This window comes from Bacillus salacetis, from assembly GCF_003581585.1.
Classification (GTDB): Bacteria; Bacillota; Bacilli; order Bacillales; family Bacillaceae_B; genus Rossellomorea; species Rossellomorea salacetis.
This window is the reverse complement of the sequence record NZ_QXIR01000039.1, coordinates 1-12,981: the sequence shown is the minus strand read 5'-3', so window position 1 is coordinate 12,981 and position 12,981 is coordinate 1. Positions and strand designations below refer to the sequence as shown.

The window sequence follows — 12,981 nt, the reverse complement described above, 5'->3', positions numbered from 1 at the left end:
TCCTTCTGATCTCAAGCATTTTCAAACAGACCATATTTCAACTTGAATCTTCGGATGATCTTCAGCCAGCTGCTTCCGAATACCCAAAGAAAAAAGACGTTACAGACGGCATGGGCAAGGTCAAAGTAAAAGCTGTTGCTGTAAAACAATAGTATGGATGGCCAATTCAAGTCTTGAATGAGTCCGATTATGACCCACAGATTCATGACCCAGCCAAAGAGTATCCCCGCAGCAAAACCATAAATGCACCGTCCTGCCCTGCTTTGCATCAACCAGGTTTTGCCCAGCAGACCTGCCGTTAAGCCGATCATTCCCCACGCATACATCTGCCATGGTGTCCAAGGACCCTGTCCCAAAAACAAATTGGAAACAATCGCCGCCAATGTGCCGACGGCAAATCCGGACTGTGGCCCGAGAACAATAGCAGCCATGATGATCACAAAGGATGTTGGCTGCACACTTGGTATTGAAGCAAACGGCACCCGGCTGACAGCAGCAATAGCCGCAAGGATGGCTATGACCACAAGTTCCCTGCTCATGACATGTTTCTTGGAAAAAGTAATCATAAGAGGAAAAAAGGAAGCTGCCATTATGAGAAGGCTCAAAGCAAGGTAATGCCTTGTATTGAATAATGGAAAGCCAACCAGCAGTACAAAGATTAGTATCGCTGTTCCGATGAGTATCTGCTTTGAACGTGCCATAACCTCTTTGCCTCCTCCAGCGTAACAACAGGATGTACATTGCTGTTGCGTGTTACTCGATTAATGACTGTTGTGTAATAAGTATTTTCATGGAAGAAGTTCTTCGTTGTTTCTGTTACAGTGATTTCCCCTTGGAACAGCATGCTGCACCTTGTCGCATAACTTGCAGCGAATTCAATATCATGAGTTACCATCACTACTGTCAGTCCATCCTCTACTAAAGAAGATAGAAGATCACCGAACGCTTTTTTAGATTGAGGATCAAGTCCTTTTGTAGGTTCATCAATCAGCAAAATCGTTGGTTCTATCAGCAGGGCACCGATCAACGCAGCCTTTTGAATTTCCCCGCCGCTCAAATCATACGGGTGGCGGTCTTGAAGGTGACCCATATTGAATTTCTCTACAAGCTCCTGTATTCTTCCATCTGCATTCTTCAAACCATATTGCTCTCCGAGATATTCATATTCCTGTTTAATCGTGTCCTGGATGAAGAAAAGTTTTGGGTTTTGAGGAAGATAGCTTACCTTCTGAACCTCCCACTTCCTTACTTTCTTTCCTCTATATCTCATGCTCCCATGCTGTGCTTTTACAATGTTCCCCAGGACTTTCAAAAGGGTCGATTTGCCTGTCCCATTGGCACCCACCACCGCAAGCCATTCTCCCTCATAAATTGTAAGGTCGAGGTTATAAAGTACAGGCGAAGAATGTCTTTCATACTGAAAATCCACGCCTTTCAACTCGAGGATCGGCTGATTGGATTGTTCCTTCATTTGAGGAGGCGCCGCCGCTTTGAGTTCCTGGTCATTCAGCCATTGCCGCGCTTCCTTCACATTTAAAGGAATAGACTCTGGAAGCCGCTCTTGTTGGAAATTCAAATACAATAATGCAGTGCTCGGCAAAAAACTCTTCATTGTTTTGTGGTCTGCAAGTTCCTGAACAAACTTTCTTGGTGATGTGTCATGCAGCAACTCACCGTTTTCGAGCATGATCACTCTGTTCGCAATGGTAAAAAGCTCCTCCAGACGATGTTCTACAATGACAATCGTGATGCCGAATTCATCGTTTAACCGTTGCAGCATGTGAATGAATTCCTTAGCCGCAATCGGGTCCAGCTGGGCCGTCGGTTCATCCAGAAGCAAAACAGCCGGCTCCAGTAATAATACCGATGCCAAGTTGATTAATTGTTTCTGCCCGCCAGAAAGCTCGTCTGTCTTTTTTTCAAGCAAATGATTCAGTCCGAAGAAATTCACCATTTCAGCTACTTTTTTGCGCATTTGTTCAGTCGAGAAGCCCAGATTCTCCATTCCAAATATGAGCTCTTCCATTACATTATCCATCGCGATTTGGTTTTCCGGATCCTGGAACACCATGCCGAGTTCCTTGGCTGTAGTAATCAGGTTCAATTCACCGATCTCTGTTCCACGAAAGGCAAGGGTTCCCTCTATTTCCCCGTGCGGAGCAATTTCTGGTTTAAAAAGGCGGAGCAGTGTCGATTTCCCGCTTCCCGAGGGACCGCAAAGAACAACGAAGTCCCCTTGCTCGATCTTAATATTAATATCTGTTAATGCTGCCGTTTCTGCTTCCGGGTAGGTAAAACTTAGCCCATTCGCCGATAGTATTTCCACTTGATCAACTCCTTTCCTTCCATCCAAACCGGAAAGCCTATGAACACACACCATACCAATAAATAGAACCACTCCCTGCCATACAGCCTGACGGGTTCGAGGACTGGCATCAGTGTCATGACACCATCTTCAAGCCACCAGCCAAACAACACAAGTGAGCCGCCTGACAATAGATACATTAAAGCAATCCAGTCTCTACGTTTCATATAAAAGGGTTGATATTTACTCCTTTTCCCCAATCCATATCCTCTTGCTGCCATTGAATCTGCCGTTTGGATCGATTCCTCCAGCGACCATGTCAGAAGGATCTGCAGCAGGAACATACCCGAGCGGGCACGGCTTTTAATTGGACCGCTTTTGACCGATAAACCTTTAACAGCCTGAACGTCACCGATTTCAAGCAGTCTCCGTCTCAACAGCGGTACAAATCTCATCGAGAGCATGATCAGAAGTGCCCATTGCGGAAAGAATTTAGAAAAAAGAAAAACAAATTTATCGGGTGTTATGACGATATTAAAGGTGATGAAAAGGGCGAGAATGGCCGCCAGGGTCAAAGCAATCATCACTCCTTGCCATACAGCCTCCAGCACCACTTGATTACCAAAAAGATAAAATAAAATATGATTGCCCCTTCGATTAAAAAAGGGTGTCAAAATAAAGATCAGGACACCCATAATCAGAATCATCATCCGCCATTTTTTCAGTTCTCTTCCGCCATCCAGCAATAAGTTAATGAGGAGTATGATGAATACAGCCGCAGCTAAGAACACGGGATGCTGATAAAGCATAAGCCCTGCTATGGCAAAGGTATAGTAAAGTAATAAAATAATAGGATGAAACGAACGAAATCCCCGTATCATTTTGCTTCAACTCAATCCTCCAGATAATTCTTCGTATACCGCCACTTTATAGTTTCTCTTGGCCGGACCCCATATACCCCCGAACTTCTGTCCAGCGGTGTACCTTCTACGAATGCTTCCCAGCCGCTCATCGGTCCTTCATCGAATTCGTATAGATTGTCGATACCTTCCACATAGGCCGTTGCACCCGATCCCCTGACACTTATTTGAATTCCGCGTGCTTTCACGATTCTTTGTGTAATATCAAGAACCGTGTCCCCTTCCTTCCATTCCACTGCAGTAACAGGCAGTATCGTTCCCTTTACATCAGGGGCAGAAATGGTAATGCTGACTGTTTGTTTCGGTTTAGCCGGTTCCTTGGGTGGTGATTGTTTTGGAGGAGCGGTTTCCTCTTTTTCTGCATCAGCTGGCTGCTTTGGTGTTTCTTTAGAAGTGTTTTGGCTCTCCCGGTTCGGCTTCTCAGTTTTGCCGGTTACCTTTGATGCAGAGTCAGCAGGATTTTCTTTCGTTGTCTTTTCTGCCTGATTGTTGTTTTCCTGCTTATTGGCTGAAGGGGTTGAAGCAGATTTATCCGTCTTGCTGCTATCTTCAGTCTCTTGACCCTCAGTTTCCGTACTGTCAGTTTGATTTACTTTGCTATCTGAACTGCTTTCTTTTTTCTCAGCAGTTGAGCTGCCCTCCTTTATTTCTTGGTCTTCTTTCTCTATGGACTTGTCCTCCAAAGCAATTTCAGAATCAGACATCTCACTTGCCTGTTCTGAAGAATCTTTATCCACTGCCGGCACTCCGGCATCATCTTTGGCACAACCGCCTAATATGATGAATACCAGTAACAATACTGCAATCATCCAGCGTTTCACTTAAATCTCCTCCTTTCTTATAATGAATGAGGGTAATCCATCCAGAGATGGATTACCCGTATATTTCTTATGCTGTTCTTTTGCGATTGATGTAGAAAAGAATGAGGCCTATAAGCAATAAACCAAGACCAGCTATCATTACAGCCATCGTATTGGTTCCCGTTTCAGGCAGCTTCTTTCCTTGATCTTTCTTATCTTTTGTTTGATTTTCTGTATCTTTGGCATCCCCGGTCTTCTCAGGTTGTTCAGATTGATCCTGCTCTTGATCATCTGTTTTGCCTGAATCATCTGATCCTTCCGGTTGACCTTGCTCAGGCTGCTCTGGCTGCTGTGGTTGTTCCGGTTCTTCTGGAGTTTCTTCTCCATCATTAAGATTAAATTGATAAACCGAACCTTCTCCATTTACAAAATTTTGATACGCCTTAAATGCCAATAATGCCTGTTGTGCAGCCATGGCACTTGATGCGCCATCATCCAGTATATGGCTGAATCCGCCATCCTCCTGCTGGAATTTCAACAAATGCTGCACAAGATTGCCTCCGGATTTTGTGAAATCTTCCGCTGTCGGATCGACTCCTACAGAAGCAAGTCCGATTATTGCCTGAGATACAGATTCACTGGAATCTCCGCCATTGAATTCAATATCAAAACCGCCTGACTCTCCTTGTGCTTCTGAGATATAAGAAACCGCGCGGCCGATTGCTGCTTTAACCTCAGCTTGATCACTGTATGGGGCTAAAGCAGATAGTGCCATCCCTGTCATATCAGGACTGGGGTTTGAACCAAAGAATGTCCAGCCGCCGCCTTCCAGTTCCTGATCCAGAATTGCTTTAACCATCCCATCTCTAAAACCTTCAGGAGTTTCATACTGACCGCTGTCCACTGCCAGCAAAGCATAGATATTCATATTAATAGACGGATTTTCAAGGCTTGCGTGGTTGACCAGCGAATCTACTAAATTGTAGCCTTCAATAGATGTCGCATCCGTCTCAGCAGCCGACAATCCCATGATCACTTTTTCCAAATCAAAAATATTACGGAAGTTTCCTTCTACTGTTTTGACTCTTTCCTTTACGCTCTCCACATAGGAAGCAGGGATTTTACCAGTTGTGTGAGCCGCTCCCCACACCCACCATTCATTTCCATAAGTAAGGGAAACACTGTTGGCTTTCATATAGGATAAAATATTTTCAACGCCGGCATTGATCACTTCATCCGTGACAGGATCTGCTTCTTCAGCAGGCTCTTCCGGCTCTGGCTGTGGTTCTTCTGGTTCACCTGGCTCCTCTGGCTCACCCGGTTCCTCTGGGTCCGGATCTGTTGGAGGCACGTAGGTTTCAAATGTTAACTGGACATGATCATTTGGCTGAACAGTGTAATCTGCGATACTAGTATTTAGTGACTCGTCATTCACACCAACGCTCCAATAATCATTTGTACCAAGTTCTACATTTCCAACATTATTAATGAAGGTGAAATAGGTCCCATCCACAGAAGCATCAACAGCCACTTCATGCTGTGCAGCTGCCTGGGTCAATGCGTCGTATGCGCTAGCACCGTTCGTTAGCGTGACGACTGTTTCAGGGAGAATTTCCTCTCCATTTTTTCCGATGACGGAAACAATTGTTGGGACAGATGGTTCAAATGTATCCGTTAATACAAATAAAAGATTGTCTGTATCTGTAACCTCATAGTCAGATACCCCCATTATCCCAGGTGCAAGACCATTCACATTAAAAGACCAATAGAATGGTGCATGCTCAATGGCTTCACCTATACCTGTTACCATATTTCCAAAGTCATACTCTTTATAGCTGATCTCTAAATCACGGGTTTCCCCGGCTTCCAGTAATACATCAAAGGCATTATCCCCTTCTTCAAATTCTACTGCTGTCAGCGGTAATACCACATCGCCATCTTCATCAATGGCTTTAATCGTCACCGCATTATCTATTGCGGCCGCCTGGACAGCCGGCTGCACAAATGACAGATTGCCGGCTGCAAGTAAGATGACGGCAAATATTGCGGTGAGGCGCTGTGCAATTGCTTTGTTCATCGTAAATTCTCCCCCTGTAATTATATTTGTCCAAAAAAAATACACCCCTATTTCAAGAGATGTGTACATAGTCATGGTTCCGGATAGAATTATGTAAAAAATACATATCATCAGAATCATCGTACACCTCCCTATCCGCGTAGGTCGAATGGCGTCAAAAACAGGCAGGTCTCCTGACTCATGATCAGCATCTTCTATCACCTTCCCATCAGTTTGACAGTGGTATTTGATAGAAAACTCACATTTACAGTGGCGGGACCGCGCCGGAATTTCACCGGACTTCCCTTTTAATGATTTACTAGATTAGCAAATCAACCTGTTCTTTTCGTATTCAGTTACTATTAGAATAGTGAATCATGCAGAATTTGTCAATAAATACAGGGACAAATCCTGTCCCCTGAAAGCCGAATCCGCCTATCGAGTGACTCGCTGTACTTTTGAAATCCTTCTCAATTCTCTTACTCTATTGATAAAAACGGCTTTATTAATTGTTGATTATAAAATGAATAGATTCTGCCATATTGTCCACAATAGTGAGGGGTGAATGAATATCAAAAAAAATTTCAAAAGGGAATTCCTTGAATTTCAGGACTCAATGAGAACTTTTTTTGAAAATACAAGGCTTACCCTTTGACAAGTTCGAAAGATAATATGATAATGAATATCGAATTAGAATTATTCTAATCTCAAAATGGGATTAAAAAAACATTAGGAGGCCATTCAATATGTCATTAATCGGAACTGAAGTATTACCATTTAAAGCACAGGCTTATAAAGATGGAGAATTCATCGAAGTAACTGAAGAAAGCCTAAAAGGTCAATGGAGTGTGTTCTGCTTCTACCCTGCAGACTTCACATTTGTGTGCCCGACTGAGCTTGAAGACCTTCAAAACAACTACGAAGAACTTAAATCACTTGGTGTGGAAGTATACTCTGTTTCTACTGATACACACTTTACTCATAAAGGCTGGCATGACAGCTCCGAAACAATCGGAAAAATCAAATATGCAATGATCGGTGATCCTTCTCAAAGAATCACCCGCAACTTTGAAGTACTGAACGAAGAAGATGGACTTGCTGACCGCGGTACATTCATCATCGATCCGGATGGTGTTATCCAAACAGTTGAAATCAATGCTGGCGGAATCGGCCGTGACGCAGACATCCTGGTAAGCAAAATCAAGGCGGCTCAATATGTTAGAAAGAACCCGGGCGAAGTTTGCCCTGCTAAATGGAAAGAAGGTTCTGAAACACTTAAGCCAAGCTTTGACCTTGTAGGTAAAATCTAAGGAGTTGGTTTAAATGTTACTCGATGCAGATGTAAAAGCACAGTTGGCCCAATATCTTGAATTGCTGGAGGGCGACATCCTGCTGAAAGTAAGCGCGGGTGAAGATGAGACTTCCCGTGACATGCTTCTTCTTGTGGATGAACTGGCTACCATGTCTTCTCACATCAAAGTGGAGCATGCTGATTTAAAACGCACACCGAGCTTTAGTGTGAACCGTATCGGCGAAGATACAGGTGTTACCTTCGCCGGTATTCCCCTTGGACATGAATTCACTTCTTTGATCCTGGCCCTTCTGCAGGTAAGCGGAAGAGCTCCAAAAGTAGATGACAGCGTCCTTGAGCAAGTTAAAAACCTTGATGGTGAATACCACTTTGAATCCTACATCAGCTTAAGCTGCCACAACTGCCCAGATGTGGTACAGGCACTTAACCTGATGAGTATCTTCAACGAGGGTGTCACTCATACGATGATTGACGGCGCTTCTTTTAAAGAGGAAGTGGAAAGCAAAGAGATCATGGCCGTACCGACTGTTTTCCTTAACGGGGAAGAATTCGGCAGCGGACGCATGTCCATTGAAGAGATCCTCGGCAAGCTGGGCGGCGGACCGGATGCCTCTGAACTTTCCGGCAAAGACCCTTATGATGTCCTTGTCGTCGGCGGCGGCCCTGCAGGTGCAAGTGCTGCCATCTACGCAGCACGTAAAGGGATCCGCACAGGGATTGTTGCCGAGCGCTTCGGCGGACAAGTGATGGACACGTTAGGCATTGAGAACTTCATCAGTGTCAAACACACAGAAGGCCCTAAACTTGTTGCGAGCCTTGAGGAACATGTCAAAGATTATGGGATCGATGTCATGAACCTCCAGCGCGCAAGCCGCCTTGAGAAGAAGGATATGATCGAGCTTGAGCTGGAAAATGGTGCAGTCCTTAAGAGTAAATCTCTTATCCTATCAACAGGTGCACGCTGGCGCAAAGTCGGCGTACCAGGCGAGGATGAATTCAAGAATAAAGGGGTAGCCTACTGCCCGCACTGTGACGGTCCTTTATTCGAAGGAAAACACGTTGCAGTCATAGGCGGCGGGAACTCCGGTGTCGAAGCAGCGATTGATCTTGCGGGGATCGTCAAGCACGTGACCGTGATTGAATTCAATGCTGATCTGAAAGCGGACGCTGTATTGCAGGACCGCCTCTACAGCCTTCCAAATGTTACAGTGATCAAAAATGCTCAAACAAAAGAGATTACAGGTACTGATAAAGTTAATGGTCTCACATATGTTGAGCGTGATACTGAAACGGAACAGCACATCAATCTTGAAGGTGTCTTCGTCCAAATCGGTCTTGTTCCAAACACAGACTGGCTCGGCAATGCACTTGACCGCAACCGTATGGGTGAGATTGTGATCGATAAGCAAGGTGCTACAAGCATGCCTGGCGTATTTGCTGCCGGCGATTGTACAGACAGTGCTTACAAACAGATCATCATCTCCATGGGCTCAGGTGCCACTGCAGCCTTGGGTGCGTTTGATTACCTGATTCGTAATTAATACCTTTTAAAAAACCGCTTCCCTTTTTTGAGGAAGCGGTTTTTTTGGCTCTTTTCATAAACTTTGTTGCTACTCAATATAAATTTCAAATAATATCCTGGTAATTCGCCTTAAAAACCCCGGGAGCAGGAAAGAAAAGAGCGGCTCGTTCTTTTTCAAGAGTAAAACCTTTGGATACAGGGGGAAAATCCGGCGCCTGGGATTTTTCCGAAAGCAGCAATATATGCGAAAAAAGCCTTTTAATTCTATACGGATCTGGCCTTTTCCCGGTAAACGCAAGCCCTGTCCCTTCCCTCATCCTTCGCTGAATAGAGAGCTTTGTCTGCCCGGTTAAGAAGGTCATGCAATGTCTCATTTTTTCCTTCTGTCGTTTCTGCTATACCAAAGCTTACAGTTACAGATAGACTTGTCCCTTCTATCACCACAGGATGTAACCTGAGGTAGCTGCGGATTAAATCTGCGGTGTTCTTACCTTCTGACCCCGTTGACCCTTTCATGGCAATTACGAATTCCTCTCCGCCATAACGGGCAAATATCGCTTCGTCATCCAATTGAGCCTGACACGCCTTCACAACATGAACCAATAATTGGTCTCCTGTAAAATGCCCATATGTGTCATTCACCCGTTTGAAAAAGTCGATATCCATCAGCAAAACGGTATACGGAACCGATTCCCTTTTAGCGTCTTCAAAGTTCTGCTGGCATTGCTGAAAGAACGCCCGGCGATTAAAAATCCCGGTTAACTCATCATAGTAGGCAAGCTTCTCCAACTGCCCCTGAAGCTTCTTCACTTCCGTAATATCATTGAAGATCATTAAGAACCCATTATGCCTCTGCCCGTCTTGCAGGCGTGTGACATGGACCTGATACGTATTCTCCTGTTCTCCGCGTCCATTGCCTGGACTTACTTCCTGATGGAATGGGGCATTCTTCAGCTGAAGTGGAAAGGCAGAAGCCGAGATCGATGTCCAAACTTTGCTGAATTCCCAGCCAAACATATTTCTGTATAACTGGGGAAACATGCTCTTTCCTGCCTGGTTAAATTCTATCAATCTACCTGCTTCATCCAATACTATGACCCCATCATTTATACTGTTGAAAATGGCGTCTTTGGCGATAGGCATAATGCTGAACATCCTGGAAGAACGTATCGCCCAAAAGTAGAAGAGCGAAGTAAGCCATAGAACCATAGGAACAGGGTCAATCCCTTGGGGTGTCAGTCCCAGTAAATAAACAAAAGCGGTAATCATCGGCACAAGCTGGCCCCACAGAAGAGAGAGAAGCTGGGGACGGTAGTCTTTGTCGGTTTCCCTCCAGCGGGAAAAGACGAATATAAATGCGACAAACAGACTGGCGAATGTATAGATGCCTTGTACAACATACCAAATGCCGATCTCCTGGTATACAAAAGGAGCCCCCAATTCGGGGTGTATCTCATATGCTCTATAATACAATTGGTGAAAATCATTCGAAGCGACCAAGATCAAGCTTGTAAAAGGAACCGCCAGAAGTGCCATCAGCTTTTTGGATGACAGATTCATTCCGAGGTACCGCATGATAAAAATCAAGCCCATGGTGGCGGAAAACGGCATTCCAAGATACTGGATAACAGTCCAGAATTTAATCTCTGCAAGTGTAGTGGACATCAAGCCAAAGGCTGCGCCTAAGCAATAGATGGAGGTAAAAAGAGTATGAAGTATAAACAGTGGAGCAATATTCTTGTAGTGGTGTCTCTTCGCAAAAACATAAATACACAGGTACAAACTAAAAACACAGGAAGTGCAAATCAGAGTGATATAAGCTGTTAAGTCTGAGTTCACTAGCGTAGACCTCTTTTACTATCTTTTTATTTGGCTCTTTTTGTAAAATTTGTTGCTATCCGATATAAATTTCATAAAACATCCTGGTAAATCGCAGAAAAAAGTAACAGTTAGCAGGAAAGAAAAGAGCTGCTCTTTCTTTTTCAAGAGTAAAACCTTGCAATACAAGGGAAAATCCGGCTCCTGGGATTTTCCCAAAAACAACAATACAGGTGAAAGCAACCTTTTATTTTAATGTAGCATATTACAAATTGTTTGTCTTACTCTCTTGAATTCAAAGTAAAAAAAAAGAAACCCCCGATCCATTTTATTAGATCAGGGATTCCGTTATATATTTAACTGGTCACCTTTTCATCAATTTCTTCTTTTTCCAAAGACTCCACTAATGAAACCCTGTTTTCATTCAACTGCAGAGTCTCAGCAGTAGCCTCACTGATTTCACGGAAAAGCTCCGGATTGTCAGACAGGGATAAACCATAAGATGGAATCATTTCTTTCAATTTCGGTTCCCAGCTCTTAAGCTGGTCTGGGAAACATCTTTGGAATAACTCCAGCATGACATTGACTGCAGTAGAAGCGCCAGGGGATGCTCCCAGCAGTGCAGCAATTGAGCCGTCAGCCGCACTGACTACCTCTGTACCGAACTGAAGCGTCCCTTTTCCGCCTGCCTCAGTGTCCTTAATCACTTGTACACGCTGACCAGCTACGACAATATCCCAGTCCTCGCTTTTGGCATCCGGAATGAACTCCCTGAGTTCATCCATACGTTTTTCATGTGATAGCATTACCTGCTGGATCAGATATTTCGTCAGTGACATTTCTTTAGCACCTGCCGCCAGCATTGTAAAAAGGTTATTCGGTTTTACAGAACTGATCAGGTCCATATTGGAACCCGTTTTCAAGAATTTAGGTGAAAAGCCTGCGAACGGTCCGAATAGCAGTGATTTCTTGTTATCAATATACCTGGTATCCAGATGCGGAACAGACATAGGAGGTGCTCCCACCTTTGCTTTTCCGTAAACTTTCCCATGATGCAGGGCGGCTATTTCAGGTTTGTTGCACACAAGGAAAAGCCCGCTTACAGGAAAACCGCCAATTCGTTTTGACTCTGGGATCCCCGTTTTTTGCAGCAGGTGCAGACTCCCGCCTCCGCCGCCGATAAAGACGAATTTTGCCGTATGGTATTCGATTCGATTGCTCTCGATATTATGGATTTTCACTTCCCATGAGCCGTCATTTGTCCGTTTAAGGTCTTCCACACTATGCTTATAATTGATTTCAACATTTTGATTCTTGAGATGATCAAACAGCATACGCGTCAATGCACCAAAGTTAACATCAGTTCCAGAGTCGATTTTTGTTGCCGCTATCGGCTCAGCCGATATACGGCCATTCATGATAAGCGGAATCCACTCTTTGAGTTTTTCAGGTTCATCGGAAAACTCCATTCCTTGAAACAACGGATTATTTGAAAGCGCTTTAAATCTCTTTCTTAAAAAGTTGACGTTGCTTTCTCCCTGGACCATACTCATATGAGGAATCGGCATGATGAAATCCTGCGGGTTCTGGATCAGGCTGCTGTTCACAAGATAAGACCAAAACTGCCTTGATACCTGGAACTGTTCATTGATCTTGACAGCCTTTGTAATGTCGATCGTCCCATCAGCCTTTTCAGAAGTATAGTTAAGCTCGCATAATGCGGCATGTCCCGTTCCGGCATTGTTCCATTCGTTCGAGCTTTCTTCTCCTGCACTGGAAAGCTTCTCAAAGACTTTGATTTCCCACTCCGGAGCTACTTCCTTCAATAATGCCCCTAATGTTGCACTCATGACTCCGGCACCGATTAAAATAACGTCTGATTTCTGCTGTACGCTGCTCATGATACCTTACACATCCCCTATATTCGAAAAATGATTGTGACGCTCGTGCTTACTTATTTTTTGCATTAGCGCCGCCGTGGCACACAACAATACTTCAATTTATAAAATTTATTCTTATTCTATTATAATAATTTTTTCAAATTATAAAAATACTATTATCTGATAATTATAAACTACTTTCGACAAATTGTAAAAAAAGGATTGCTGGATATTATCATTAAATTTGCTGGGCCTATGTTGAATAGTGTAAGCGAGATACTAAAATCTCACTAATTGAAAGCGGACATCCGTATCAGCATTTTTCCAACAAAAAAATTGAGGCTGGGGCAAAAGTAGAAAACAAATTG

Annotated in this window: 9 protein-coding genes and 1 riboswitch; of the genes, 2 read left to right on the top strand and 7 right to left on the bottom strand. The window is 44.0% G+C overall.

The genetic code is table 11. The features are described from left to right. Positions 1 to 11 precede the first annotated feature (11 nt). The 5 genes from D3H55_RS20630 to D3H55_RS20610 form a co-directional block, all read right to left on the bottom strand. Positions 12 to 701: an ECF transporter S component gene (locus tag D3H55_RS20630; protein WP_119549196.1), complete on the bottom strand. Its 690-nt coding sequence runs from the start codon at positions 699 to 701 to the stop codon at positions 12 to 14. After that, entirely contained in the window at positions 659 to 2,326 is a 1,668-nt protein-coding gene (locus D3H55_RS20625; RefSeq protein ID WP_119549195.1) for an ABC transporter ATP-binding protein, read from the bottom strand. The genes D3H55_RS20630 and D3H55_RS20625 overlap by 43 nt, the downstream gene beginning before the upstream one ends. Further along, entirely contained in the window at positions 2,299 to 3,186 is an 888-nt protein-coding gene (locus D3H55_RS20620; RefSeq protein WP_119549194.1) for an energy-coupling factor transporter transmembrane component T, read from the bottom strand. Before D3H55_RS20620 ends, D3H55_RS20625 begins: the two co-directional genes overlap by 28 nt. A gap of 11 nt (positions 3,187 to 3,197) precedes the next feature. Next, positions 3,198 to 4,046 carry a DUF4430 domain-containing protein gene (locus D3H55_RS20615; protein WP_119549193.1) on the bottom strand — a complete coding sequence of 283 codons (849 nt, stop codon included), beginning with the start codon at positions 4,044 to 4,046 and terminating at the stop codon, positions 3,198 to 3,200. A gap of 67 nt (positions 4,047 to 4,113) precedes the next feature. Then, positions 4,114 to 6,102: a DUF4430 domain-containing protein gene (locus D3H55_RS20610; protein WP_168413193.1), complete on the bottom strand. Its 1,989-nt coding sequence runs from the start codon at positions 6,100 to 6,102 to the stop codon at positions 4,114 to 4,116. A gap of 146 nt (positions 6,103 to 6,248) precedes the next feature. Continuing rightward, positions 6,249 to 6,437, bottom strand: a riboswitch (cobalamin riboswitch). Positions 6,438 to 6,827: 390 nt separating this feature from the next. Here D3H55_RS20610 and ahpC point away from each other — a divergent pair. Beyond that, positions 6,828 to 7,391, top strand: coding sequence for an alkyl hydroperoxide reductase subunit C (ahpC, locus tag D3H55_RS20605; RefSeq protein WP_119549191.1), 564 nt, complete (start codon positions 6,828 to 6,830; stop codon positions 7,389 to 7,391). Positions 7,392 to 7,404: 13 nt separating this feature from the next. Beyond that, positions 7,405 to 8,934 (top strand): alkyl hydroperoxide reductase subunit F, encoded by a 1,530-nt coding sequence (gene ahpF, locus D3H55_RS20600; RefSeq protein ID WP_119549190.1) that lies wholly within the window; start codon positions 7,405 to 7,407, stop codon positions 8,932 to 8,934. Positions 8,935 to 9,179: 245 nt separating this feature from the next. On the opposite strand, the gene D3H55_RS20595 is transcribed toward ahpF, so the two are convergent. Together D3H55_RS20595 and D3H55_RS20590 are read right to left on the bottom strand one after the other, a co-directional pair. After that, positions 9,180 to 10,754 (bottom strand): histidine kinase N-terminal 7TM domain-containing diguanylate cyclase, encoded by a 1,575-nt coding sequence (locus D3H55_RS20595; protein ID WP_119549189.1) that lies wholly within the window; start codon positions 10,752 to 10,754, stop codon positions 9,180 to 9,182. Positions 10,755 to 11,089: 335 nt separating this feature from the next. Further along, a complete protein-coding gene (locus D3H55_RS20590) occupies positions 11,090 to 12,634 on the bottom strand; it encodes a malate:quinone oxidoreductase (protein WP_119549188.1) in 1,545 nt (514 codons plus the stop codon). Positions 12,635 to 12,981: the final 347 nt, after the last annotated feature.

Bases quoted from the DNA above. Each gene is read 5' to 3' on its own strand.
- D3H55_RS20630 (WP_119549196.1), bottom strand. From the start codon at position 701: ATGGCACGTTCAAAGCAGATACTCATCGGAACAGCGATACTAATCTTT.
- D3H55_RS20620 (WP_119549194.1), bottom strand. From the start codon at position 3,186: ATGATACGGGGATTTCGTTCGTTTCATCCTATTATTTTATTACTTTAC.
- D3H55_RS20610 (WP_168413193.1), bottom strand. From the start codon at position 6,102: ATGAACAAAGCAATTGCACAGCGCCTCACCGCAATATTTGCCGTCATC.
- D3H55_RS20590 (WP_119549188.1), bottom strand. From the start codon at position 12,634: ATGAGCAGCGTACAGCAGAAATCAGACGTTATTTTAATCGGTGCCGGA.
- ahpC (WP_119549191.1), top strand. From the start codon at position 6,828: ATGTCATTAATCGGAACTGAAGTATTACCATTTAAAGCACAGGCTTAT.
- ahpF (WP_119549190.1), top strand. From the start codon at position 7,405: ATGTTACTCGATGCAGATGTAAAAGCACAGTTGGCCCAATATCTTGAA.